The following is a 24,436-nucleotide window of genomic DNA, read 5'->3' as shown; positions in this document are numbered from 1 at the left end:
TGATTAGTGTCACAGCCATGACATCCACTTCGGTTCTCCCCGCCGACGCTGACGCAGGCCCAACCACGCCTGAGCAGCTGCGCGAGCTGTACACACTCATGGCCGCCGTCCGCCACCTTGATACCGCCGCCATAGCCTGGCAGAGGCAAGGCATCATCCCTGGCTATGCCCCCCAGCTCGGCCAGGAAGCAGCACAGGTCGGCAGCGCCTACGCCGTTGACCGCAGCCGGGACTTCGTCTTCCCCACGTACCGCGAAATGGGAGTGGCCCGGACCATGGGCCTGGACATGGTGGACTATATGGCCACTCACAAGGCCACGTGGCACGGCGGAATGTACAACCCCTTGGAATCGCGGTTCGCCCCCATCCAGGCCGTGGTGGCCGGCTCCGTGCTGCACGCGGTCGGCTGGGCGCACGGGCAAACCCTGTCCGGCGAAAGCGGCGTTGCACTTACTTACTTCGGGGATGGTGCATCGTCGCAAGGTGATGTCCATGAAGCCATGAACTTCGCGGCCGTCATGAAAGCGCCGGTGGTGTTCTTCGTGCAGAACAACGGCTGGGCCATCTCCGTTCCCACCGAGCGGCAGGTAGCCGGAGGATCGGTAGCCGCGCGGGCCGCCGGCTACGGCATGGCGTCCCGCCAGGTGGACGGCAACGACGTCGAGGCCGTGTTGCATGCCACGCAGTGGGCCCTTGCCCACTGCCGCGCAGGAAGCGGCCCGGTCCTCATCGAAGCCATAACCTACCGCCGCGGACCACATTCCACGGCCGACGACCCCGGCCGCTACCGCACCCTGGACGAGGAACGCACCGACGCCGGGGAGGATCCCCTGGTCCGGTTCCGCAAGCGCCTGCTGGCTGACGGCACGGCCGATGAACCCTTCTTTACCGAGGCGCAGCGTAGCGCTGAACGGGAAGAGGAAACCATCCGGGCCGGTATCGAAGCGTTGGGGCCGCGTCCCGGTGCGGAGATGTTCAGCTACGTGTTCCAGGAGCCCACCCCCGCCCTTCAATCCCAAGCTGCCGCCTGGCGCAAGGAGTCCGACCATGTCTGAGACGCTGATGGAAACAAGCCCCGAAGCGGCAAGCACCGTGGAGCACCTGTCCATGCAGCAAGCCCTCAACCGGGCACTGGACCGCATCCTGGCGGAAAACCCCAAAGCCGTCGTCTTCGGCGAAGACTGCGGCCGGCTGGGCGGAGTCTTCCGGGTCACCGACGGGCTGCAAACCCGTCATGGCGAAGACCGCGTCTTCGATACTCCCCTGGCCGAGTCGGGCATCCTCGGCATGTCCGTGGGGTTGGCAATGGCCGGTTTCCACCCGATTCCCGAGGTCCAGTTCGACGGTTTCGCCTACCCTGCCATCAACCAGATCGTCTGCCAGATCGGCCGGATGAACTACCGCAGCCGCGGAACGCTGCCCATGCCGATCACCCTGCGGGTTCCCAGCTTCGGCGGGATCCGGGCTCCCGAGCACCACGGGGAAAGCCTTGAGGCGCTGTTCGCCCACGTGCCCGGGCTCAAGGTGGTGTCCCCCTCCACGCCCCATGAGGCCTACCACCTCCTCACATACGCGGCCTCCCGTCCGGACCCGGTCATCTTCATGGAGCCGAAGTCGCGCTACTGGCAAAAAGGCCCGGTGGACGTCACCACCGCGGTCCCGGCACAGGGAACTGACGACGACGGCGGCAGCCTCACCGGGGCGCGGGTGGCCCGTCAAGGCAGGCACCTGACCCTCGTCGCGTGGGGCGCCATGGTTGCCCGGTGCCTGCAGGTAGCCGAGCTCGCCGCCGAGGACGGGATCGACGTCGAAGTCCTGGACCTGCGGTGGCTCAAGCCCATCGACGCCGGGGCATTGGCGGCCTCGGTTGCCAAGACGCGTCGCGCCGTCGTCGTCCATGAAGCGCCGCTGACCTCAGGCCTGGGCGCCGAAGTCGCGCAGCTCATCACGCAGCAGTGCTTCGACACGTTGAAGGCGCCCGTGGAACGCGTCACCGGCTTTGACGTGCCCTACCCCTCCGGAGACCTGGAGGACGAATACATTCCCAACATCGATCGCATCCTCTATGGGATCCAACGAGTACTGGAGTACCGCCGTGGCTGAAATTTCCTTCCCCCTCCCCGATCTGGGCGAAGGCCTCATCGAGGCAACCGTGCTGGAGTGGCTGGTGGAACCGGGGCAGCAAGTGGAACGGAACCAGCCCTTGGTGGAGCTCGAAACGACGAAGTCTTCCCTCGAATTGCCTAGCCCGCAGGCGGGTAGAGTGGTGCGTATTCACGGCGAGCCGGGCGGGACCATCAACGTCGGCGAACCGCTGATCGTGTTCGAGGTACCGGATGAAACGGCCGGGATCGTGGGCACTGTTCCAAAAGACGAAGCACCCAAGCGCCGGGTCCGCCTGAGCGCCGTACTCGATGAGGACTGACATGATGACCGGCAGGCACACCGTGGAACAGCAGAGACACACCGTGGAAGGCACCGATCCCGGATTGTTCGTGGAAGTCCATGAGCCTGCCAATGACGCCGGACTGCGTCCGGTCCTCCTGATCCACGGCTTTTCCTCCTCCAGCAAGCTGAACTGGGTGGACAGCGGCTGGATTGCCACGCTTCAGGGCGCCGGCCGCCGGGTCATCACCGTTGACCTCCCCGGCCATGGCCGGAGCCACGCCCCCGAGGACCTTGATTCCTACACGCCCAGCAGGATCCGTGCCGACCTCCTGCAGATGGTCTACGACGCCGGTGCGCGGCCCCTGCAGGACGGCAACCCGGCCTCCGGCCTGGACATCATCGGGTATTCACTGGGTTCGCGGCTGGCCTGGGAGTTCGCCGCCACGCAGCCGGACCTGGTGCACCGCGTGGTGCTGGGCGGACCCAGTGCTGCCGACCCGCTGGCAGCCTTCGATCTTGCAGCCGCGCAGCGATACCTTGCCGACGGCACTCCGATCCAGGACGAGTCGACGGCCGGGCTGCTGAAAATGGCGCAACTCATTCCGAGCAACAACCTCTTCGCCATGCTTTCCCTCATCGAGGCCATCAAGGGCGAGCCCTTCGACCCCGCCGAGGCCGCGCCCCACATGCCGCTGCTCCTGGTGGCAGGAGAGAAGGACGAACGCGCGGGCACCATGCCGGCGCTGGCAGAGATCGCGGGCAAACGCGGTGCAATGGTGGAGACCCTGGTTGTTCCCGGGCGCACGCACACGAACGTGGTCACCAGCCGGGCGTTCAAGGAAGCCGCCGTCGAGTTCCTCGCGGTGTAACCGGCCACCTGGATAGGTACGGCTACCTGGATGGGCACGGCTACCTGGACAGGCGCTCCGCGTTGCGGCTCATGCGCTCCAGGACGCTGACGGCCATGGCGTATTCATCCAGGCCGATGCCCATGGAAAGGTCAACGCGGGTCTCTTCCACCAAACGGAGCGCTTGGTGGTAGGTCTCCCTGCCTTTGCCGCTGAGCGTAAGCCGGTCATCGACCATGGTGATCATCCCGTGGCCCACCAAGGCCGCCAGTTCGCGCTCCCGCAGCCGTACATCCCCGCCCCACAAGGGCCGCAGGGCATCTTCGAGTTCAGCGGGCAGCAGAGGATCTTCCGCTAGCGTGTTAAGCGCCTGCCACTGCCGGCGACTCAAGCGGACCCTGGCCAAGGTGTGGTCCAACTGCGCTTCCAGTGCTGCATCCAGGCGTTTGACCCAGTACCCGATCGGTTTGCTCACAAGGCAATGCTTGCAGCGGAGGCACCACCGGGCAAGCTTTGAACTGTAGGGTTGAACCAGCGCCGGATTGAGGAGGAACGGGGTCGGATGGGCATGCGTTTCAAGGACAGGGAGGAAGCCGGGCGACGCCTGGCCGAGGGCCTTCCCCAGTTCAGGGAACGGCCTGACACCATCATCCTTGGATTGGCCCGCGGCGGAGTCCCCTTGGCCGCCGCAGCTGGAGCTGTTCTCTACGTGCCGTTCGGTGCCGTGCTTGTCCGCAAACTGGGCATCCCGGGCCGGGCCGAAACCGCTTTCGGCGCACTCGCGTGGTGCCGGGGCGAGGTAGTCCGGATCGTCAACAAGCCCCTGAGGGAGCTTCTTCTGTCCCGCGGCATCAGTGCGGCTGCCATGGATGACGTGGAGGCTGCGGAAAGGGCCGAACTGCGAAGGCGGGCCAGGGAATACCCGGGGATCGACCACGATCTGCGGGGCAAGACCGTCATCCTGGTGGACGATGGCATGGCCACCGGCGCAACCATGCGTGCCGCCGTCGAGAGTGTACGGGCCGCAGGCGCCACCACCGTTATCGCCGCCGCTCCAGTGGCCTCGCTTGAGGCCTCAACATCGCTGGGCCGTGTTTGTGATTGGGTCTTCTGCTTGCACATACCGGGCAAGTTCCACGCCGTCGGGGCCTTCTACGAGCACTTCGACCAATTGACGGACGCCGACGTCATGGACCTGCTTAAAGACCCACGGGCTTAAAGACCCACGGGCCCGGGGTTGGACCCCGGACCCGTAAGCCTTCTGCAGTGCGCCGCTGGGCGTGCGCGTGAGTTCTTTAGTGGTGAGTGCTGAAACCGAGAGGACGTCCCTTGGTTTCCTTGGCGAGGATCACGCCCACTGCGGAGATGACGCACAGCACCATGATGTAGATGCCCACCGAACCGGACCACTTGGTCTGGTCCAGCAAGGCCTGCGCAATAGTGGGAGCGAAAGCTCCACCGAGGATGGCGCCCAGTGCGTAGCCGATGGAGATACCGGAGTAGCGCACCTGCGGGGGGAACATCTCGGCGTACATGGCCGACATCGGACCGTAGGACAGGCCAAGGCCGATGGTCAGGACGAACAGGGCCACGCCGTAGAGAATGATGTCCTTGGAATCGATGAGCGCGAACAGCGGGATCATCCATACGAAGACCAGGGCATAGCCGAACAGGAATGTCTTCACGCGGCCGATCTTGTCCGAAAGCCATCCGCCGACCATGGTGAAAATCAGCCAGCCAAAGGACGCGACGGTGGTTGCGAGCAGGATCTGCGGCGCGGGCATCTTCAGTGCCTTGGTTGCGTAAGAGATGAAGAAGGCGATCAGCAGGTAGCCCGCGGCGTTGTTGGCAATGAAGATCAGTGCGGCAAAGACAACTTCCTTGGTGTTGTGGCGGAACAGCTCACCAAGGGGAGCCTTGCTTTCGGCCTTGCGCTGGGCGATTTCCTTGAAGACGGGGCTTTCACCGACAGCCCGACGGATCAGGTAGCCCACAACGATCAGGACGACGGAGAGCAGGAAGGGTACACGCCAGCCCCACGCCGCGAAGTCTTGCTTGGACATTCCCGACTGCAGGAAGAACAGCAGGCCCGTTGCCAGGATCATGCCGATCGGCACACCGATTTGCGGGTAGGCGCCAAAGAGGCCGCGCTTGTTGATGGGGGCGTGCTCAACAGCCATCAAGGCCGCACCGCCCCATTCGCCACCGGCCGAGAAGCCCTGCACCACGCGGAGGGTGATTAGGAGGATCGGAGCCCACAATCCGATGGTTTCGTAGGTCGGCAGTAGACCGATGAGGGCCGTAGCGGCTCCCATCATCACCAAGGTCATCACCAGGACTGCCTTGCGGCCAACGCGGTCGCCCAGGTGGCCGGCAATGGTGGCTCCCAAGGGGCGGAACAGGAAGCTGATGCCAATGGTGGCGAAGGAGAGGATCTGCGCCACGCCGGGGTTTGACTGTTCGAGCGGCGTCAGGAACAACGGCGACAACAGCGTCGCCGTCAGCTGGGCGAAGATGAAGAAGTCGTACCACTCGATGGTGGTGCCCACCAGGGTTCCCGCCAGTACCCGGCGCTCTTCGCGCTTGCTGCTGGGCCCGGACAGGGAATCGACAGAGGAAGTTGCGGTCATTGAAACTCCAAAGGTGCGGGTGTCTGTTCGGCGCGACATTCTTTACCGACAGAACGGTCAGTTAGGAAACTGTACTACACGCTGTGATCAAAAGCACAGCCCCCCGTGGACATAGGATTGGAGCCATGAATTCCAGCAGCGGTGTCAAAGGCCCTTTGGAGGCACCCACCCAGGCCCCGCCGTCGCAAACTCTGTCCCGGGGCATCCGCGCACTGGAGATTCTGGCGGCTGCCGATCGCCCCCTGAGCATTGCCGAACTGGCCGAGGCGCTGGGCGTGCACCGCTCCATCGCCTACCGGATCCTGCGCACCTTGGAAGACCACTCGCTGGTGGTCCGTGACGAATCCGGCAGGGTCCAACCGGGCACGGGACTGGCCGTCCTGGCGCGGGGAGTCTCCCGGAACCTGCAGGGTGCCGCCTTGCCTGAACTCACGCAATTGGCCAACACCCTGCATATGACGGCCTTCATCGCCGTCTGGGACCACCAGGAATGCGTCACCCTCCTGACGGTGGAACCACGGCACTCAGGACCCGCGGTAGCCCAGCATCCCGGCACCCGGCATCCCATCACTTCGGGAGCACCCGGGATAGCCATCCAGTCCGCCATGACGGAGGAACGCTGGCAGCAAATGGGCCCGGGGGTCCCCTACCGTCCTGAAGCGCTGGAAGCCAGGCGACTGGGTTACGCCGCAAGCCATGACGAAGTCATCGCTGGAGTGTCGTCCCTTGCTGCACCCATCCACATCCCCGGGGGCAGGCCCGCAGCCATCGCCGTGGTTTACATCCGGATGGACCAGGACGCAGACCAGGTAGGCCAGGCGCTGGCAGCAAGTGCCGCACGGATCGAAAGCCAACTGGCCTGAGACCTTCCCTGATGTGGCCTGCTAGCCCTGCTGCCGTCCGCGCATGACGAGCCACGTCACCAGTCCGAGGACGAGCAAGCCGGCGGCTGCACCCATCGCCACGGTGAAGGCTGCTGCCGCCCCTTGGGTTTGAGCCAGTTGGCCGGCGAGGTACGCGCCCAGGGCCGTACCGGCGACGATCCCGCTGGCCAAAGCCGTCATGACAGTAGCCATGCGTCCGGCGGGAGCCACCACGCCGCCGATGCTGAACACTGTCACCATCACCGGTCCTACCGGAATGCCCAGGATCAGAAGGACAGCCACCATGGGCCAAATGCCGGCCGGAACCACCAGCAGCAGCGACAACGCTGCCATGGCAAAGGCTGCCACCACCCAGCGGGCCGCCAGACCAAACCTCTGCGGCCAGAAAGCAACGGACAACGCCGCCACCGCGGAACTGAGGCCCATCACCGCATACAGCAGGCCGGCCAGCTCGGCGGTGGCGTAGTCCGCTGAGAAGGCACTGAGGGCATTTTGGGTGGCGCCGAAGAAGGTCCCCATGCAAACCATGGCCACCACCGGGACGGCCACCACGGCCGCGGCCCAGCGATTCCGGTCTCCGGAGTCTTCGGGACGTACGACGCCGGTTGCAGGCTTCCGCGGCGCAGGAACCACGGCAAGGTGGCTGGGATGGACAGCGAACGCAGGGACCAGGATGCACGTCAACAGCGCCGCCAGCGCCAGCGGAAGCCAGGGAGTGATGAGGCTGGCCAACAGACCCACCAGGGCCGGGCCCAGCACGAACGTGATCTCGTCCGCGGTCCCTTCGTAGGACAATGCCGTATCCAGATCGGCCCGGTTGGCCGCTACGCTCCGGCTGCCGCCCTGCCCCGCCCGCAGGTTGTGCGTGGTGAGGGCCATCCACCGAACGCGGGCCATGGGCCCCACTTGCGGTGAGCTGGCTCCTGCGATGAAGGCGGCAACCAGCACGCCCAGGGCGTCAAGGCCCGAAGTGTAGGAGGGGGTCCAATACGCAGCTGCGATCACCGCTGCCACCGCGAGTGCATTCACCACGGCAGCCGTCAGCAGGACGATGCGCTGGCCTGCGCGGTCCGCGAGGGACCCCACTACGGGAGCGCCGAGGGCCGATCCGATGCCGACCGCCCCGGCTGCCATGCCGCCGATGGCGTAGGAGTGGCTGACAGCTGTGACCAGGGTCAGGGTGCCTACCGTGAGCATTGCCAACGGGAGGCGGGCAAAGAGGCCGATCGGCAGGAATCCGGCGCCTGCCAGTTCGGGCAAACGGGCGAAACGCCCGGGGAGCCGGGACCGCCGTGGGTTGGGCTGTGGGTTGGGCCGTGGGCTGGCTTGGGGCGACGCTACAGGCGTGGGCTGGGAGGCCAAAGAAGTTTCTTTCATTATTCCGGGTTCGCTAAGTGTGCGCATCGTCCCTCCTCCCGATGCGCGCGACCCGGTATAACTTTTCAATTCTATAGGATGGGACCTCAGACAGGCATCGCTTCGACCACCCGCACGGTGGAGCCACTTCGGCCCTTCACCACCTGCAATTGGCTGCTGATGCGCTGCTTCATCTCGGCAACGTGACTGACCAACCCCACTACCCTGCCGCCGTCACGCAGGCCCTCCAGAGCATCCATCACTTGTTCCAGGGCCTGCTCGTCCAGGCTTCCAAAGCCTTCGTCCACGAACAACGTTTCGATGTCCACGCCGCCGGCCTCGTGTTGGACCACATCTGCCAGACCGAGAGCCAATGACAACGAGGCCATGAACGATTCGCCACCAGACAACGTGGAGGTGTCGCGTCGCTGGCCCGTCCACTGATCAACGACTTCAAGCCCCAGGCCGGACTTGGCCCCGCGGGCGGCTTTCGCGTCAGTGTGCCGGAGGGTGTAGCGGCCATCGCTCATGGCAACGAGCCGTTCCGAAGCTGCAGCGGCAACCTGCTCCAGGCGTGCGGCCAGGACATAACTGTTGAGGCTCATCCGGTAGGTATTGTCACCGGCGCCGCGGAGGGTATCGGCCAATCCACTGAGTAACCTGGCACGCTCCCGCGGTTCCCTGCCGTCCGCGGCGAGATTGAGGTAACGTCCGCGCAGACTGGTCACCGTTTGCGCAGCTTTATCCGCCAGGCCGACCGCAAGGGCAAGATCCTTGGCGGACTTGGCGGCGGCCAGCGCTTCAGTCGTCGAGTCCTTGAGTTGGTCCTGGTCCTTCGGCAGTTCTCCGATAGTGGCTTCCTTGGCAGCGAGGACAAGGTCTTCGGCGGCAAACAACTCATCCAGCCGGGCAGCCTCGGTGTCGTAATCCGAAAGACTCTTCTCCAGTCCCACCACATCCGACGCTGACAGCACGTCCCGGCGGGCTTCATCCGCGGTGCTGAACCCTGCTTCCGGTAAGGCCCTCTCCAAGGCAGCCACGGCCTCCTTCGCGGCCCGCTCTGTCCCGTCCACCTCACGTGCGGCGGCTGCTGCCGTCTGCAACAGCCCATGCTGTCCGGTCAACTCTTCGAGGCGTGCTTTCAGGCTAGTGAAACCGGCCCGAAGACCGGACAAGTCCGCTTCGAGTTCGGCGTGCTGTTCCCCAAGAACACCCGACAGCGTGGCGGCCTCGCCGGCCGTTGCCACAGCGGCACTGTGTTCTTCCTGCAGCTTCTCCATCCTCGCCGTGAGCCCGGCGTGCCGGGAGCGCAGGGAATCAAGGCGGGCGGCCGCATCCCGTGCTTTTGCAAGCTCCATCGCTGCGTTCGCCGCTGCTTCCTCCGCGAGCGCAGGGTCCACCGCTCCGCCTTGGGCAGCCAAACCGGCCAGTAATTGCCCGGCAGATGTCAGCTTCGCCGCAATGCCTGTGAGTTCTTTTTCGCTCGTTTCAAAGTGCAGGGCCGCAGTCTCTTCATCCTGGGCAAGGGAGAGTGCGCTCCGCGCGGCTTCAGCGGGATGCGGGTGGTCCTGGCTGCCGCAGACAGGACATGGGTCACCGTCAGCCAGCGCTGCGGCGAGTTCTCCCGCGGCATTGGCGAGCCGTTCTTCCCGAAGGTCCAGCCATGCCTGGCGGAGATCCTGGGTCTTTGTTCGCGCGTCCGCGTGAAGTGCTTCCAAGCCGTCCTGGTCACGGGCTGCGGCCTGGTACCGGGCGACGAGGTCCACTACCTCCGCCGCGGCTGCCGCTTCACGCTCAGCAACCTCCCTCCGGCCCGCGAGGGGTTCCAACGGCTCCATGTCCGCCAGGAGGGCGGCATCTTCGGCGCGGAGGGTTTCCAAGGAGCGTGCCAAGGAATCCACGGCCAGCCCTGCGGCAGCCTGTTCCCGGAGTTTCTCCTGAATCCGGACTCCAAGATCTTCCAAGCGTCGCTCGTCCGGAAGCCGCGCTTCCAGCACGGCCACGTTCTTCTTCACCTTTTCCAGGTCCTCGGCAAGCGTGGCTTCGGAAAATCCTGCAGAGGCGAGTTTTTCGCGGAGGGACTCCATGGCCGCGACGGCGGCCCGGTGTTTCCGCGCGGTATTTTCAACGGCGTCGAGGTGTCCGCCAAGGACTGATGCGCGACGATGCCGGCTGAGCCTGTCCCGGTCCTCCAGTGCGCGCGGGGCTGCCAGTTCGAGGAGCACCCTGCGCTGCGTGGCAGCAGCCAACCGCGCGTGCCGCTGCGCTTTGTCCTGGTCTTCCTGCAACGCGGCTGCCAGCCTGGCCGAGCGGGCCTCGGCTGCGTCAGCTTGTTCCCTGCGTCGACGACACTCCGTAGCGATAGCATCACCTATTGCCTCGAGCCAGTCCTCGGGCGCCAGTCCGGTCTCTTCCGAAGGCACCGCAACGCTTGATCCCGGGGTTCCGGTGGATCCCGTGGCTGCAGGCCCGGTGCTTTCCAGCCCGAGGTGCGCGGCCTCGGCGGACACACGGTCCAGCAACATCTTCAGCTCAGCGGCATTGTCCTCGACTGCCCGGGCAGCTTCCGCCGCTTGAAGCTGGATCTGCCGCTCGACGGACTCAAAGCGGTGGGTACCAAAGAGCTTCTGAAGGAGGTCCAAGCGGTCTGACGCTTTGGAACGCAGGAAGGCGGCAAAGTCGCCCTGCGGCAGCATGACAACCCGGGTGAACTGCTCGCGGTCCATTCCCAGGACCTCCGAAAGCTCGGCGCCGGCTTCGTCGTTCCGCGACGACTTCTCCACCCACTCACCGGCCACCCGTTCCCGGAGGAGCGTCTTGGCCTGCTGGGTGGTGAAGCCCTTGCGTCCACGCGCGCTCGGCCGGTCCCACGCGGGAGACCGGGTGACTTCGAACCTGCGGCCGCGGGCGGAGAACTCACAGACCACCCGGGGCTCGGCTGTGGGCGCTGCGTGGTCGCTGCGCAGCCGTTTGCCGTCCTGCCGGGCTCCGGGAACAGACCCGTAGAGGGCAAAACAGATGGCGTCCAACACGCTGGTTTTGCCTGCCCCCGTGGCACCGTTGAGCAGGAAAAGCCCTTGGGCGCCGAGTTGGTCGAAATCAATGTGCTGCGGCTGGGCGAACGGACCGAAGGCCTCGATTTCCAAGCGGTGGATTCTCACAGTTCCGCCTCCTCCAACCGGACAGCTTCGAGGGCCTCCCGGAGGGCAGCTTCCTCGGTGCCTTCCGGTCCACGTCCGCGGACGTGTTCGAGGAACCCGCAGCACACGTCAAGATCATCCGCGGCTGCGGCAAGACGGCTGCTGTAGGTGGATTTCTCCTGTGCAGCCGCGCCCTGCGGGTCAAAGGTCAGTACCAGGGTGTCCGGGAACCGGGTACGTAGTTGCTCCATGGCCTGGGCCGGCCGCTGGGCATCGGTCAGTGTGATCTGGCAGAACGACGATTCAGCCCAGGCATGATCCCGGGACTCCAGGAGCTCGCTCAGGGTGCCCCGCAGGACCGCCAAGGACCTCGGCGCTTCCCACAGCACCTCGCGAACCTCACAGATGCCGGCGTCGTCCAGCTCAACCAGCCAGGCTCCCTTGCGGTGCTTGGCTTCAGAGAAGGAATATGCCAGAGGGGAACCCGAGTACCGGACGTTCGGGGCAAGTTCCTGGCGGCCATGCAGGTGGCCCAAAGCCGTGTAGGTGAAGTCCTCGAAGAGGTCCAGCGGAACGGCGCCCAATCCACCGATGCTCAGGTCCCGTTCGCTGTCCGAGGTGATGCCGCCGCTGGCAAAGGTGTGGGCGAGGACCACCGGGTGGACGGGTCCGGATTCTCGGCGACGTTCGACGTCCCGCCGGATCCGGTCCGTGGCTTCCTTGGTCACGGCAAAATGGCTTGCCGTTTCAACGCCCAACCGTTCGGCCACCAGCCGCGGCTCCAGAAAGGGAATGCCATAGATGGCGACGTGCCCGCTCCCCTCGCTGGTCCCGGCGGGAAGCAGCACGGGAACATCGAGGTCTTCGATGCGCGTCCGGAGGTGGACGCCGCCTTGTTCCATGAGCCGCGAGGCAAATCCCAAGCGGATGGCGGAGTCATGGTTGCCGCTGGTGAGGACCACCGACGCACCGGCCTGCGTGATGCGGACCAGAGCCTCGTCAAGCAACTTCACGACGTCCAGTCCGGGTAAGGCGCGGTCATAGACGTCGCCTGCGATCAGGACGACATCCACGGCCTCCGAGCCAACGCAGGAGACGAGCTGGTCAATGAAGCTGCGCTGGGCATCGAGCATCCCAACGCCGTGGAAGGACCGGCCGAGATGCCAATCCGAGGTATGGAGTAACCGCATATCTTCAAGCTAACGGCGGGCACCGACAAAAAAGGGCAGGTGGGCCGCCCGTCGTCGTTCCCGTTGCGTTACTGGCCCTTCTTCCCATCAAAAAAGTCGCGGGCTTCGTCTTCAGTCCCTGCCGTGCGGCTCCTGTCAACGGGCGCCTCGGCAGTAGCCGGGACAGCGGGGGCCTGAACGGCATCGGCAGCTCCGCCGTCGTTGCCGGCCTCCGGCACATCACCGGCTACCGGAGCGGCCGCCGGAAAGTTACTGAAACCACGGAAGACAAAACCGGCCAGGGCTGCGCCCAGCAACGGCCCCAACCAGAACAACCACAGCCCCTCCAATGCCCAGGACGGACTGAAGAAGGCCTGGCCGGTGGCACGGGCCGGGTTGAACGGCAAATTGCCCACGATCTCGCCGAACTGCAGCAACACCGCGGTGGCCAGCCCGACAGCGATGGGTGCGAGGGCTGCAATCGCGCGGCGTCCCGCAGTTGCACCCAGGAAGACGCCCACCAGGATGGCAGTGCCGATTACTTCCGCCAGCAGCACGCCGGCCAGCTGGGTCTGGGCAGCGGAGTGCTCCCCGTAGCCGGCCGCGGCCGTGCCCAGAGCAGCCCGGGCGTCGGCCAGCACCGGCGAGGCAAGGACCACGAAGTAGACCAGGGCTGCACCAACCACGGCGCCGATAACCTGGGCCACAACGTAAGCCAGGGCGGCGACCGCCCGGATACGGCCGGCTATGAGGTTGCCCAGCGTAATCGCGGGATTGAAGTGGCCGCCCGAGACGTAACCGAAAGCGATCATGCCTGCGGTCACCGACAGGCCGATGGCCAACGCGGTCGCCGGCCCGCCTTGCTGGGTGGAGAAAATCTTGACGCCCACTGCCACGAGGACCAGGAACATTGTCCCCAATGCCTCGGCCCCGAGCCGCGCAATCAGTCCCGGCGGGTGCTCGGCGGTAGCTTGCACGGAAGAGGTCATGGCTGAAGGGTCCTTACGCTGTGGGGATGGAGACGCTCAGTATCTTGCCAACGTAGTCTGGGGAGTTGCTGGGCATGACGGGCGTCCCGGGGCCTACCTCCGAGCTTAGCCGCCTACGGCAATGGCCGCGATCGCAGTACCACCGAGGCCCACCACCGCCACCGTGCACACCGCAAGCAAAGACGCCGGCACCGCGGCCTTTCCCGTGTGGAGTTGGCGTGAGCGGATCCACACGACGCACGCCAGGATGATCGTGGCCGCGGCGGCCATCAAGGCGCACACACCTTGGTAGTCGAGCCCGGGCAGGCCGGGCACAAGCTGGGCGGACGTCGGTTCGCTGGTCAGCCAGCTCCGCCAGATGAAGAGATCCACCACCACCAGCGACAACAAGGTCCGCCGCCAGGCAAGGGTCGTGCGTTCCGGCTGCAGTCCGGGGTCCCGAACATCTGCGGCCTCCGCGTCCATGTTCAGCGCACTACCAGGATCAAGACGGCGAAGCCGAACGCTGCCACAGCCACCACGATGGTCATGAACAACAGGACGCGTGAGAACGGGAGTGCCTGGTCGTTGCGCATCGCAGCTTCCATCTGGCTCCAGCGGCGGTAGGACAGGACCGCCAGGCCGGCTCCTATGAGCGCGAGCAACACGCAAAGGACCAGGCGAACGGGTTGCGGTGCGATGTTTGGCGCCAGTTGGTCGATGGCCACCGCACCCGCCAAGAGCGCCAGGGAGGTCCGGATCCATGCCAGGAAGGTGCGCTCGTTGGCGAGCGAAAACCTGTAGTCAGGCGTCTTGCCTGTTCGTCGCCAATCCGGTTCACGCACGTTGTTCTCCAGGTTTCCTCAGGCTGCGCAGCCTCCCCACCATACCAACGCCCCGCCACGGGGCACGGTAAGTTACTGGCATGAGTGTTGCAGCCGGCCCTTCGTTCGAGTCCCGTGTCCACGCCACCCTGCTGGGGGGTGCCTTGGGCGATTCCCTTGGCTATGCAGTGGAATTCGATTCCATAGGAGCAATCCGCGCGCGCTTTGGCGAGGGCGGCCTGAAGACTTTCGGACAGCTCGACGGCGGCACGCACTTTTCGGACGACACCCAAATGACGCTCTACACGGTCGACGGCCTCGTGGAAGCCTTGGAATGGGCCAATGACGGAGTCGCCGCCGATGAGGTCGCCTGCTTGTGGCTCGCCTATTTGCGCTGGCTGGCGACCCAGGAGGTTGCTGCCTCCCCTTCGGCGCCGGTCCCCCAGCCGCGCTGGATCGACCTGCAGGACGTCCTGCACCAACGCCGCGCTCCGGGCAATGCCTGCCTCAGCGGCCTTGCCACCGGTGAAATGGGAACTGCGGCCCGACCCGTCAACCCGGATTCGAAAGGGTGCGGGACAGTCATGCGGTCGGCACCGTTTGGCCTGGTACCCCACATTGCTCCCGAAGCCGTGGCCAAGCTCAGCATGGACGCGGCATCCCTGACCCACGGCCATCCATCGGCCCGCTTGAGCGCCGCAGCCTTCAGCCTCATGATTCACAACCTCGTGGCCGGACAGGAACTCCGTGACGCCGCCGCCAACGCCCTGGATCATGTGGAAGGCCTGCCGCTCAAGGCCCCCGAGCTCTTGGACAGGCTCCAGGACGCCCTCCGTCTTTCCACGGAAGCCCCCGGCCTCAGCCCGGAAGAAGTGACCACCGCCCTTGGCGAGGGCTGGATCGCAGAAGAAGCCCTCGCCGTCGGGCTCTATGCGGTCCTGTCCACTGCGGGCGGCGATCCGGAAGAGCACTTCCGCGAGGCAGTTGCCGTGGCCGTCAACCACAGCGGCGACAGCGACTCCACCGGCTCCATTGCCGGCAACCTCCTGGGTGCCTTCTACGGCGAACGCTGCCTGCCGGCCGATTGGATGCACGCCCTCGAAGCCCCCGACGTTATCCGGGGCATGGCGGAGCGCCTGTTGGCGGTTACTACCGGCTGACTGCGTCCGCCGCGGGCCGAAGGGCGATGTTATTGCACGCCTCGCACACGTCCTCGGGGATGAGGCCCCGGCGCTGGAGGAAGCCGAATATGGCGCACCCGAGGCAGAATCCCGCAAAGGCTTCCAGCGATGCCGCAACAATCAGCAACGCCAGCAGGACCCAGGCAGCCGCTTGCGCGCCGAGGAAGAAAAGCACGACGGCGGCAGTCGTCAACGCCGCTCCGATGCCTTGGGCGAAGCGCTTGGGCGGACCGGGCACCAGCTTGGTGCGGCCCAGGCGCGGCGCGAGGACCTTCACGGAGAGCAGTGCCAGCGGAGAGACACGGGGACCAAAGAGGACCCGGAGCCAGAAACCGACAGCCAACGCAACCAGGCCCCACCCCCATCCGGTCACCAGGGTCACGACGGCCAGCACCACCACCAGCCCGGCAGTGATACGGGCCGCGTATTCGTTCACCGGATTCGGAAAGTCGAAGAGCCGCCTTTGAACAGTGCCCTGCCCGGACTGCGTGGAAGCACGGCGCGCATCGGGTGCGGCAACGGGTAGCTTGGAGGTCATGCCCCAAGGCTACGAGCGCCGGTTGCCGGGCCGGAAGCAATGTTGCGCAGTATGAATGCCCGCCCCGGGCCTGCCGCCTAGTTGCCGCCCACCATTTGAAGGAATTCTCCCTCGGACACCACTTCGATCTGCTGCCCTTTTGCGTGGAGTTCCAGGACGCGCTTTGCCTTGCCCGTGAGCCTGCCGGCACGAAGGTCCCCGGCGACGAAACCGTCCCCCACCACCAACACCGTAGTGCGCGCAGTCACCCTGCTCTCGGGACTGGCACCCAGGTCCGCGGCACGTGCCTTCGCCTCGGGGCGGGGCATTGCCAAATCGCCGGTGAAGACCACTGTCTGGCCGAACAACGGGTGGCCTGGTTCAGCGCCGGGGTTGGGCAGCGGGTTGGAACCTTCCTCGGGCCAGGGCGACCACGCACGCTTGGCCGGCGGGTTTGGCGAACCCGGCCCTGACACCGCGGTTCCCACCAAACGTGCCGCGAGCGCGGACGCAGTGGCTTTGGACAGTCCGAAGGCCGGGTCGAAGGCCGGTTGCCGCGGCAGTGCCAGGCCCAACGAAAGGTAGAGTTCGGCGATGCTGTTGGCACTGTTGCGCCGGGCAATGTCGATGAGGATTCCAGCGCACGCGCGGGCATCCTCAGTGGCGTCGTGGTGGTTGACCAATGGAACCCCGGCCTCTTCGGCAGCGTAGGGCAGGGAGTTGGAAACCAGCGAGTAGCACCGGCGGGACAACATCACCGTGCAGACGTACTCGTACGCTGGTCCGGGCAACCCGGAGACTTCCAGGCCGGAGCGGATGACACCCAGATCAAATGCTGCGTTATGCGCTGCGAGGATGTCATCGCCGATGAAGGCGCCGATCTCCGGGAACAACTCACCGAACCTGGGCATGCCGGCTACGTCTTCGGCGCGGATGCCGTGGATCCGCGTGTTGTGGTACTCGAAGTGGTCATGGTTCTCCGGCGGCCGCATCAACCAGGAGGCTTCTTCCACCACCACTCCGTTGCGGACTTTGCTGAGCCCGACCGAACAGGGAGAGCCCCTGAAGCCGTTGGCCGTTTCAAAGTCGATCGCCGTAAAGTCCAATGCCACTGGACAAGGGTACAGGCGGGAAGGGCCGCCCTTTCGCCGATTTCCCGGCGGGGCGGCCCTTCCAGCCTGCAAGTGTGGCGAACGCTACATCAAGCGCGCGATGGAGGCTTAGGGCGTCGCACGCCGAAGCGTGGAGTAGGAACCGGCTGCCAGGACTACACACAGCAGGGCCGTCCACCCGCTGATGCTCAACGGACTTTGCTGGGCGAACCACGCACCAACCGAGCCCCACCATTGTTGGACGGTAGCCAGTGCCACGAAGCCCACGAGCACCATGGCCGTCCCCAAGGTGGAGATCAGCACTCCGGCGGTCCCCCAGCGCTTGAAGATCGTGGCGAACCAGAAACCGACGATGAACATCAGCATCATCACGACGAAGAAGAACGCGGCGGTGGAGTACCAAGGCCCGTCAGTGATCCACGGGATGTTGAAGAAGTATCCGGAGACACCCCATCCATTGGTTGCCTTCTCGATAGCCCCGCCAAGGAGGTACAGCACCGACATGCCCAGGGCGATCACTGCAAACAGGCCCAAGGAACCGGCATAGAAGGCCTTGCGGCTGATGCTGAGGCCCTGGGAGAAGGGGAACACCAGCGTCATGCTCTGGATTCCAAGGACCATGAAGTACCACAGTGGCGCCTGGCTCCCGCCGCCATACTTTGCCTCGTTGACGGGAATCAGGGCAAAGATGGCCAATGACATCAGGAACGAGGAGGCGAGGATCACCAGGGGCCAGCCGATAAACGTCCATCTGTTGATCAGCTGCATTCGTGCAACGGCCATTGTCCGGCTCATCGGGTTGCCTCCATCGTGCCATCTGAGAATTCGGATTGGGGCTGTGAAGCCGTTGATCCCGTGCGGGCCATGGTCTTGCGTACCACCAGTTGCTGCAGCGAAACCGGGGACAATTCGAGCCCCAATTCCTCCGCTTCTGCCCTTGCCTGCCTGTCCAGCGCCTGGTCCACGGTGACCGAGGCGAGGGATCCCAAGGTTTCCCTGTGGAGGACGGGGCGGCCGGCGAGGAAAGCGTCCACTTTATCCGCGGATCCGGACACAGTGACGGCCGAACCACGGATGTCATCGGCGTCGGCGTCCATGATGATCCGTCCGCGGTCAATGACCACCACGTGCTCCAAGAGGTTTGCCACCTCGTCAATAAGATGCGAGGAGAGGATGATCGTGCGGGGAAATTCCGCGTAATCCTGTACCAGCCGGTCGTAGAACAGCTGGCGCGCAACAGCATCGAGGCCGAGGTAGGGCTCATCGAAGAACGTGAGCTCCGCCCGTGATGCCAGGCCGATGATGACCCCCACCGCAGAGAGCTGGCCGCGGGACAGCTTCTTGATCCGGCGCTTCATCGGGAGCTGGAACTCTTCGGCCAGCAGCTCCGCAAAGCCTTGGTCCCAGTTCTTGTAGAACAGCGCAGCGGACCGGAACGCATGGCGGGGTTGGAAATCATCAGGGTACTTCTGCGACTCGCGGATGAAGCAGATCCGGGAAAGTACGGCGTCGTTCTCATAAGCCGCTTTTCCAAAAACCAGCGCATCCCCGGAAGTGGCGAAGGCCTGGGCCGTCAGGATGGACATCAGCGTGGTCTTCCCAGCGCCGTTGCGGCCCAGGAGACCGTAGATCCGGTTGGCGGCCAGGCTTAGGTTGACGTCCTCCAACGCGTTGACGTCTTTATAGCGCTTGCTCAGGTTACGGGCCTCGACGATCATCTCGTTCACAGGGCCGCGCTCCTTTCCTTGTCGTTTCCGGCATCAGGAGCCAGCCTGGCGCCGCGTTCAATCATGTGGTTCAGCTGCTCGGCCGAAATGCCCAACTTGCGGGCCTCAACGGTCAGCGGCCTGACGTACTGCTCAAAGAACTCTTCGGTCCGCCGCGCTATGAGTTGCGCGCGGGCCCCTGTGGCAACAAACATCCCGATCCCCCTGCGTTTGTAAAGAATCCCGGAGTCCACCAGCACGTTCACTCCTTTGGCGGCTGTGGCCGGGTTGATGCGGTGGAAGGCCGCGAACTCGTTGGTGGAGGGCACTTGCGACTCCTCCGGCATGGTTCCGTCCACGATCCCGTTCTCAATGAGTTCCGCGATCTGCAGGAAAATCGGCTTGCTGTCGTCGATCACCGGCGGCCCACCATCATTGGTTCATTACTCATGTAACTAACCATACAACCGGGAGACCACACGTCAAGGGCTTCCTGAAAAACAGCCCACCGCGGTTCCAGTAGGCTTAATGGGTGATCTTTACTGCGATGAGCGACTTTGCCGTATCCACTTTTGGAGGCGCGGGACCGGTACGGCCACCCATGGCGTCATTCCTGCCGGACTGGCTGAACCCCCAGATCTTCCTTGCCGACCCCGCACTTGCCCCGTGGGTTGTACTGCTGGTGTGCGGCATTGTCTTTGCCGAGACCGGGTTGCTGGTCGGGTTTTTCCTGCCCGGAGACTCCATGCTCTTCACGGCGGGTCTCCTCGTGGCAACGGACACCATCAAGTTCAATATCTGGGCACTGGCCGGTCTGATCATCGTGGCCGCAATCGTCGGCAACCAGACCGGTTACCTCATAGGCTCCAAAGCGGGCCCGGCAATCTTCAACCGGCCGGACTCCCGCCTCTTCAAGAAGGAGAACGTCGAAAGCGCCCATGCCTTCTTCGAAAAGCATGGCGGCAAAGCGCTGATCCTGGCCCGTTTCGTCCCCATCATCCGGACCTTCGTCCCCGTGATCGTCGGCGTGGCCCAGATGGACAAGCGGAAGTTCTTCCTTTTCAACGTCATTGGCGCCGTCCTCTGGGGCGGCGGCGTGACGCTCCTGGGCTACCTCCTCGGCGACCGCGTGCCGTGGGTCAGTGACAACCTGGACATCATCTTCATCGTCATCGTCCTGATCTCGGTGATTCCGGTCTTCATCGAAGTAGGCCGTGGCTTTATCGCAAAGCGCAAGGCCGAAGCCGAGGGCACGGACCCGGTAGAAGAATTCATCGAAGAACACGAACCCGAAAAGCACGGCGAGCACTAAGCGGCAGCCAGGCCTCGCCGGCACAGAAGCGAGCAGCACAGACAAGAGCAGTACAGACAAGAGCAGTACACACAAGAAAGGCGCCCCGAGGGGCGCCTTTCTTGTCTATGCACTGAAACTAACCGCGGGGTTCGGAGAGGGCCTCGACGATCGCAGGAAGAAGGGCGCGGAACGCCTGTCCCCTGTGGCTGATCGCGTTCTTCTCCTCGAAGCCCAGCTCTGCGCAACTGCGGTCCATGCCCTTGGGCTGCAGGATGGGATCGTAACCAAAACCACCGTCGCCCCGGGGTTCGCGAAGCAGGGTACCTTCAAGCTGGCCGTACTCAACCGTCTCACGGGAGATCCCGGCCGGGCCGGGCACTGCCAACGCTGCCGCACAGACAAACGCGGCGCCCCTGGAGGCATCGGGCACGTCGGAGAGTTGGGCAAGCAGCAATTGCAGGTTCGCAGCGTCATCCCCGTGCTTGCCCGACCAGCGCGCAGAGAAGATCCCCGGCGCCCCGCCCAGGACGTCCACGGCAAGGCCGGAATCGTCGGCGATGGCAACCAGTCCGGTGGCTTCGGCAACCGCCCGGGCCTTCAGGAGTGAGTTCTCCGCGAAGGTTACGCCCGTCTCGGCAACGTCAGGGGCACCTACGGCGGCTGCATCCACCACTTGGGTGTCCACGTCCACGCCGGGGACCTGCCCGCGGAGCAGCTCCCTGAGCTCCCTCAGTTTGCCCTTGTTGTGCGTGGCCAGCACCAGTACCGGGCCACCGTCCTGCGGGTTGGTGCCGCTCACGGCGCCTCCGCCAGGGTTTCGCGCTGAATGGCTGCCAGCTGGCCAGTCCCGATCAAGGCAAGGTCCAGAAGGGCGTTGAGTTCATCACGGTCAAAAGGAGCGCCTTCGGCAGTGCCCTGGACTTCCACGAACTTACCGGAACCGGTGACCACCACGTTCATGTCCGTCTCCGCGCGGACATCCTCCACGTAGGGAAGATCCAACATTGGGACGCCGTCGATGATCCCCACGGAAACAGCTGCAATGGTGTCCACCAGGGGTTCTGCGTGCCGGGAGATGAGCTTGTTCTCCCGGGCGAAGCGGATGGCTTCGGCAAGCGCAACGTAGGCACCGGTGATCGCCGCGGTGCGGGTTCCGCCGTCGGCTTGGAGGACATCGCAGTCAAGGACAATGGTGTTCTCGCCCAAGGCCTTGGTGTCGATGATGGAGCGCAACGACCGCCCGATCAGGCGGGAGATCTCATGGGTGCGGCCGCCGATCTTGCCCTTGACGGATTCACGGTCGGACCGGGTATTCGTAGCCCGGGGCAGCATCGCGTACTCGGCGGTGACCCATCCGCGGCCTTCGCCTTTGAGCCACCGCGGGACGCCTTCCGTGAGGGAAGCAGTGCACAGCACACGCGTGTTGCCGAACTCGATAAGCGCGGACCCTTCGGCCTGCTTGGACCATCCCCTGGTGATGCTGATGGGGCGGAGTTGATCGGGGGTCCTGCCATCGGCACGGATAACGGGGGCGGCTGTTGCTTCTGAAGTCATGCCCCCAGCCTATCGAGGATGCAGGGCTGCGGCCCAGTTGGGCTAGACCGTGTAGTGGACGCCTGCAACAGCCACAGCGACGTCACCGCTGAACACCGGCTTGGCCTCCGCCATCACTTTCGTCTGGGACGTCCAGACGGGGATGTGGGTCAGCAGCAGCCGTTTGGCTCCAGCGTTCACCGCGGCCTCCGCGGCACGCTTCCCGGTGAGGTGGACGTCCTTGATGGCGTCATCGCGGCCTTCCTCGAAGGCCGCTTCGCACAGGAAAAGGTCCGCCCCCTGCGCCGCGTCTTCCAGGCCTTGGCAGGAATCGGTGTCTCCGGAATACGTCAACACCCGGGTCACCGGCGTACCGTCCTTGCCCGGCTCTGTTGCGGTGACACGCAATGCGTAGCACTCTTCCACGGGATGGTTGACGCCGTACGGGGTCACGGTGAAGGGTCCGACCGTCACGGGCTTTTGCTCCGCCCAGTTGGTGAAGTCGAATTCCTCGTGCATACCGGGATCAAGGTCGAGCCCGTACGCGGTTGCCATCCGGTCCGCCGTCGCAGCGGGACCCCACACAGGAAGACGGTCACGGCCCCAACCGCCCGGCTTCCATCGGACAGCAACATGCAGGCCACAGAGGTCCATGCAGTGGTCCGGGTGCAGGTGGGTCAGGAAAATGGCGTCGATGTCCTCCAGGTCGGTGTACCGCTGGATGGCCCCCAACGCGCCACTGCCGAGGTCCATGACAATTTTCCACTCGCGCTCACCGTCGTGGGCGGTCACCAAATAGCACGACGCCGGCGAACCGGGTCCCGGGAATGAGCCCGTGCAGCCCACGATCGTCAGCTTCATAGTCCACTCTCCGTCGCAGCCCGCGTACCGTTGTCCGGCTGGACGAAATAGGACCGGCGGGCCAAGCCCGCCCCGGCCCTGGCCGCTGCAAGCATCTCCGGCGTAATACGGGCAAGGCTACCTGTCGGATATTGGGCGGAGACATGGTCGACATGCTTGACCGAGAGAACTTCCGGCCCAAGGAACCTGCGGGCAAGGGTCTCGAATTGGGCTGCGTCACCGGTGGCAATGAACTCATGGCTGGGCGCACTTGCCTCAGTCCGCTGGATGCCGCCGTTCGCCAGGGCCCGGTAGACGTCCTTGGCGGTCTCCTCCGCGCTGGAGACGAGGGTGACGTCCTCACCCATCACGAACGAGATCACCCCGGTGAGCAAGGGATAGTGCGTGCAGCCCAGGACTACGGTGTCCACGTTGGACTGCTTGAGCGGTTCCAGATATTCGTTTGCTGCCTCCAGGAGCTCCGGGCCCGTGGTGATTCCCGCCTCGACGAAGTTTACGAACGAGGGGCAGGCCACGGACGTTATCGAAAGGTCCGGAGCCGCGGCAAAGGTGTCCTCGTAGGCCCTGGAACCCACGGTGGCAGATGTCCCGATGACTCCGATGCGCCCGGTCCGGGTGGCGGACACTGCGCGCCGGACCGCCGGTTGGATCACCTCGATGACCGGAATTCCGTAACGGGCCGTATAGCGCTCCCGGGCATCCCGAAGCACGGCGGCCGAGGCGGAATTGCAGGCGATGGTGAGCAGCTTGACGCCCGAATCCACCAGTTCGTCCATGACGCCGAGGGCATTGGCCCGGACCTCGGCAATAGGCAACGGCCCATAAGGTCCATGGGCGGTGTCCCCCACGTACAGGATTGACTCGTTGGGGAGCTGGTCAATGATGGAGCGGGCCACCGTCAGGCCACCAACACCGGAATCGAAAACACCGATCGGACGCGCGCCCATAAGCTCAGTGGAAACGCCTGTTGAGTTGCCCGATGCTGAAGTCATGATTATTCGAGAATAAGGCTTCCCTTGGTGCGCGGCCATTAGCTGCGTCTCCCCGCCCGTGTCTGATTTGTCACACGGGAGCGGCGGCAGCGTCCGTCCGCGCGGCTCAGGGCTTCGCCTGCCGTGCGGCCAACATCGACTGCACCAACGACTCCTGGAGCCACGTGGTGAAGTTGTAGACCAAGGCCAGGTAGCTCTCGACGTCCTCGGCCTGGCTCCAGTCCTGCATGCTGTGGACATGGTCGGCGTCGGCCTCGTCCCGGATGTCGAGGCGCTCGGCCAAGACAAGGCGGACATCGTTCAGCGCCATAGACCAACGCTGGGCATCGGCCGGCGTCAGGACGAGGTCGTCCTTGTCCAACCCCATCGCCGTGGCCCGCAGGGCCCCGATTTTGCTTTCCCGCACCGAGCGCTCGGTGAGTTGCCGGAACTCGAGCGAGCCGGCGTCGTCGTCCTTCATCACGTTGGGCAACAACCGCAGGAGGGCGCGGTCGGCAGGCTGCTTCACGTCCATGTCCAGGCCGATCATGGCCGCCAACGGATCTTCGTTCTCCTTGGCCTCGGACTCGAGCATGGAAATGACGTCGTCCAGAAGCCCGCGAAGAAGGTCCCGTTCGGCCGGTTCGAGGTAGCCGGTGATTCCCTTGAGTCCGTATTTGAATGCCTTAGCCACTCTGGCGGCCGCCCTTTCCGGGTGTTTCGTTGCCGCTGGCGGCCTTTTCCACGGTGGCCCACAAGCCGAAGCCATGCATGGCTACAGCGTGCTGCTCAACCTGCTCCTTGCTCCCATGGGCCACAATGGACCGGCCTTTCCGGTGGACTTCCATCATGAGTTTGTGTGCCTTGGACTCGGAATAGCCAAAGTAGCTCTGGAAAACATAGCTGACGTAGCTCATGAGGTTGACGGGGTCGTTCCAGATCACAAGGTTCCAGGGGATGTCCGGGGCGGTCAGGACATCAGTGGCAGCCAGCTCTGAAGCTTCCGTCCGTTCATCAATATCCGTACCAAACGCAACGCTAGGGCTCATCTGTC

General features: G+C 64.6%; 27 protein-coding genes. 8 read left to right on the top strand and 19 right to left on the bottom strand.

From position 1 onward, the window contains the following. The first annotated feature begins 17 nt into the window (after positions 1-17). From HMI59_RS08360 to HMI59_RS08345, 4 genes are read left to right on the top strand one after another with little or no spacing between them, the layout of a single operon-like run. Positions 18-1,055: a thiamine pyrophosphate-dependent enzyme gene (locus HMI59_RS08360; protein ID WP_193593336.1), complete on the top strand. Its 1,038-nt coding sequence runs from the start codon at positions 18-20 to the stop codon at positions 1,053-1,055. Further along, a complete protein-coding gene (locus HMI59_RS08355; RefSeq protein WP_021470948.1) occupies positions 1,048-2,103 on the top strand; it encodes an alpha-ketoacid dehydrogenase subunit beta in 1,056 nt (351 codons plus the stop codon). The genes HMI59_RS08360 and HMI59_RS08355 overlap by 8 nt, the downstream gene beginning before the upstream one ends. Further along, complete coding sequence (locus tag HMI59_RS08350; RefSeq protein WP_062097124.1) at positions 2,096-2,425, top strand: biotin/lipoyl-containing protein; 330 nt, start codon at positions 2,096-2,098, stop codon at positions 2,423-2,425. The genes HMI59_RS08355 and HMI59_RS08350 overlap by 8 nt, the downstream gene beginning before the upstream one ends. Position 2,426: 1 nt before the next feature. Beyond that, positions 2,427-3,257, top strand: a complete 831-nt coding sequence (locus HMI59_RS08345) for an alpha/beta fold hydrolase (RefSeq protein ID WP_166183232.1) — start codon at positions 2,427-2,429, stop codon at positions 3,255-3,257. Between the two features lie 40 nt (positions 3,258-3,297). Here HMI59_RS08345 and HMI59_RS08340 read toward each other — a convergent pair whose 3' ends face one another. After that, complete coding sequence (locus HMI59_RS08340) at positions 3,298-3,711, bottom strand: MarR family transcriptional regulator (protein ID WP_193593335.1); 414 nt, start codon at positions 3,709-3,711, stop codon at positions 3,298-3,300. A gap of 87 nt (positions 3,712-3,798) precedes the next feature. Here HMI59_RS08340 and HMI59_RS08335 point away from each other — a divergent pair, with 87 nt between their 5' ends. Beyond that, complete coding sequence (locus tag HMI59_RS08335) at positions 3,799-4,455, top strand: phosphoribosyltransferase (protein WP_193593334.1); 657 nt, start codon at positions 3,799-3,801, stop codon at positions 4,453-4,455. Positions 4,456-4,531: 76 nt separating this feature from the next. On the opposite strand, the gene HMI59_RS08330 is transcribed toward HMI59_RS08335, so the two are convergent. Continuing rightward, a complete protein-coding gene (locus HMI59_RS08330) occupies positions 4,532-5,866 on the bottom strand; it encodes an MFS transporter (protein WP_021470953.1) in 1,335 nt (444 codons plus the stop codon). A 125-nt stretch (positions 5,867-5,991) separates the two neighbouring features. Here HMI59_RS08330 and HMI59_RS08325 point away from each other — a divergent pair, with 125 nt between their 5' ends. Further along, a complete protein-coding gene (locus HMI59_RS08325) occupies positions 5,992-6,729 on the top strand; it encodes an IclR family transcriptional regulator (protein WP_193593333.1) in 738 nt (245 codons plus the stop codon). Positions 6,730-6,750: 21 nt separating this feature from the next. Here the strand turns inward: HMI59_RS08325 and HMI59_RS08320 are convergent, their stop codons facing one another. The 6 genes from HMI59_RS08320 to HMI59_RS08295 all read right to left on the bottom strand — a co-directional run bounded on the left by HMI59_RS08320 (position 6,751) and on the right by HMI59_RS08295 (position 14,228). Next, positions 6,751-8,127, bottom strand: a complete 1,377-nt coding sequence (locus tag HMI59_RS08320) for an MFS transporter (RefSeq protein ID WP_071416319.1) — start codon at positions 8,125-8,127, stop codon at positions 6,751-6,753. 86 nt (positions 8,128-8,213) lie between these two features. Then, positions 8,214-11,267: an AAA family ATPase gene (locus HMI59_RS08315; RefSeq protein ID WP_193593332.1), complete on the bottom strand. Its 3,054-nt coding sequence runs from the start codon at positions 11,265-11,267 to the stop codon at positions 8,214-8,216. Then, on the bottom strand, positions 11,264-12,436 hold the full coding sequence (locus HMI59_RS08310) for an exonuclease SbcCD subunit D (RefSeq protein WP_193593331.1): 1,173 nt from the start codon (positions 12,434-12,436) through the stop codon (positions 11,264-11,266). Before HMI59_RS08310 ends, HMI59_RS08315 begins: the two co-directional genes overlap by 4 nt. A 68-nt stretch (positions 12,437-12,504) precedes the next feature. Beyond that, positions 12,505-13,404, bottom strand: coding sequence for an MIP/aquaporin family protein (locus HMI59_RS08305; protein ID WP_193593330.1), 900 nt, complete (start codon positions 13,402-13,404; stop codon positions 12,505-12,507). A 105-nt stretch (positions 13,405-13,509) separates the two neighbouring features. After that, on the bottom strand, positions 13,510-13,869 hold the full coding sequence (locus tag HMI59_RS08300) for a DUF202 domain-containing protein (protein ID WP_166183245.1): 360 nt from the start codon (positions 13,867-13,869) through the stop codon (positions 13,510-13,512). A 2-nt stretch (positions 13,870-13,871) separates the two neighbouring features. Beyond that, a complete protein-coding gene (locus HMI59_RS08295) occupies positions 13,872-14,228 on the bottom strand; it encodes a YidH family protein (protein ID WP_021470960.1) in 357 nt (118 codons plus the stop codon). A gap of 80 nt (positions 14,229-14,308) precedes the next feature. Here HMI59_RS08295 and HMI59_RS08290 point away from each other — a divergent pair, with 80 nt between their 5' ends. Continuing rightward, on the top strand, positions 14,309-15,367 hold the full coding sequence (locus tag HMI59_RS08290) for an ADP-ribosylglycohydrolase family protein (protein WP_021470961.1): 1,059 nt from the start codon (positions 14,309-14,311) through the stop codon (positions 15,365-15,367). Here HMI59_RS08290 and HMI59_RS08285 read toward each other — a convergent pair. From HMI59_RS08285 to HMI59_RS08265, 5 genes are all read right to left on the bottom strand, one after another. Next, positions 15,357-15,926, bottom strand: coding sequence for a DUF4395 domain-containing protein (locus tag HMI59_RS08285; RefSeq protein WP_193593329.1), 570 nt, complete (start codon positions 15,924-15,926; stop codon positions 15,357-15,359). The two genes, HMI59_RS08290 and HMI59_RS08285, sit on opposite strands and share 11 nt — an antisense overlap. Positions 15,927-16,003: 77 nt before the next feature. After that, positions 16,004-17,017: an exonuclease domain-containing protein gene (locus HMI59_RS08280; RefSeq protein WP_193593328.1), complete on the bottom strand. Its 1,014-nt coding sequence runs from the start codon at positions 17,015-17,017 to the stop codon at positions 16,004-16,006. 108 nt (positions 17,018-17,125) lie between these two features. Continuing rightward, on the bottom strand, positions 17,126-17,812 hold the full coding sequence (locus tag HMI59_RS08275; protein WP_071416317.1) for a hypothetical protein: 687 nt from the start codon (positions 17,810-17,812) through the stop codon (positions 17,126-17,128). Then, positions 17,809-18,735, bottom strand: a complete 927-nt coding sequence (locus HMI59_RS08270; RefSeq protein WP_043427314.1) for an ABC transporter ATP-binding protein — start codon at positions 18,733-18,735, stop codon at positions 17,809-17,811. The genes HMI59_RS08275 and HMI59_RS08270 overlap by 4 nt, the downstream gene beginning before the upstream one ends. A gap of 5 nt (positions 18,736-18,740) precedes the next feature. Then, positions 18,741-19,142 carry a GntR family transcriptional regulator gene (locus HMI59_RS08265; protein ID WP_031216060.1) on the bottom strand — a complete coding sequence of 134 codons (402 nt, stop codon included), beginning with the start codon at positions 19,140-19,142 and terminating at the stop codon, positions 18,741-18,743. A gap of 128 nt (positions 19,143-19,270) precedes the next feature. Between HMI59_RS08265 and HMI59_RS08260 the strand changes: the two genes are divergently transcribed. Continuing rightward, on the top strand, positions 19,271-20,035 hold the full coding sequence (locus tag HMI59_RS08260) for a DedA family protein (RefSeq protein ID WP_031216061.1): 765 nt from the start codon (positions 19,271-19,273) through the stop codon (positions 20,033-20,035). 118 nt (positions 20,036-20,153) lie between these two features. Here HMI59_RS08260 and rdgB read toward each other — a convergent pair whose 3' ends face one another. The 6 genes from rdgB to clpS all read right to left on the bottom strand — a co-directional run bounded on the left by rdgB (position 20,154) and on the right by clpS (position 24,431). Beyond that, positions 20,154-20,816 carry an RdgB/HAM1 family non-canonical purine NTP pyrophosphatase gene (gene rdgB / locus HMI59_RS08255; RefSeq protein ID WP_021470968.1) on the bottom strand — a complete coding sequence of 221 codons (663 nt, stop codon included), beginning with the start codon at positions 20,814-20,816 and terminating at the stop codon, positions 20,154-20,156. After that, positions 20,813-21,571, bottom strand: a complete 759-nt coding sequence (gene rph / locus HMI59_RS08250) for a ribonuclease PH (RefSeq protein ID WP_021470969.1) — start codon at positions 21,569-21,571, stop codon at positions 20,813-20,815. Before rph ends, rdgB begins: the two co-directional genes overlap by 4 nt. A gap of 42 nt (positions 21,572-21,613) precedes the next feature. Continuing rightward, positions 21,614-22,411 carry an MBL fold metallo-hydrolase gene (locus HMI59_RS08245; RefSeq protein WP_021470970.1) on the bottom strand — a complete coding sequence of 266 codons (798 nt, stop codon included), beginning with the start codon at positions 22,409-22,411 and terminating at the stop codon, positions 21,614-21,616. Then, positions 22,408-23,403, bottom strand: a complete 996-nt coding sequence (gene murI / locus HMI59_RS08240) for a glutamate racemase (RefSeq protein WP_227471575.1) — start codon at positions 23,401-23,403, stop codon at positions 22,408-22,410. The genes HMI59_RS08245 and murI overlap by 4 nt, the downstream gene beginning before the upstream one ends. Positions 23,404-23,509: 106 nt before the next feature. After that, positions 23,510-24,076: a DUF2017 domain-containing protein gene (locus HMI59_RS08235; protein WP_071416314.1), complete on the bottom strand. Its 567-nt coding sequence runs from the start codon at positions 24,074-24,076 to the stop codon at positions 23,510-23,512. Next, on the bottom strand, positions 24,069-24,431 hold the full coding sequence (clpS, locus tag HMI59_RS08230) for an ATP-dependent Clp protease adapter ClpS (protein WP_021470973.1): 363 nt from the start codon (positions 24,429-24,431) through the stop codon (positions 24,069-24,071). The genes HMI59_RS08235 and clpS overlap by 8 nt, the downstream gene beginning before the upstream one ends. Positions 24,432-24,436 lie beyond the last annotated feature (5 nt).

The sequence above is a fragment of the Paenarthrobacter sp. YJN-5 genome (assembly GCF_015040095.1).
GTDB lineage: Bacteria > Actinomycetota > Actinomycetes > Actinomycetales > Micrococcaceae > Arthrobacter > Arthrobacter ureafaciens.
The sequence above is the reverse complement of the archived record's forward strand: the minus strand, read 5'-3'. Positions and strand labels throughout refer to the sequence as shown.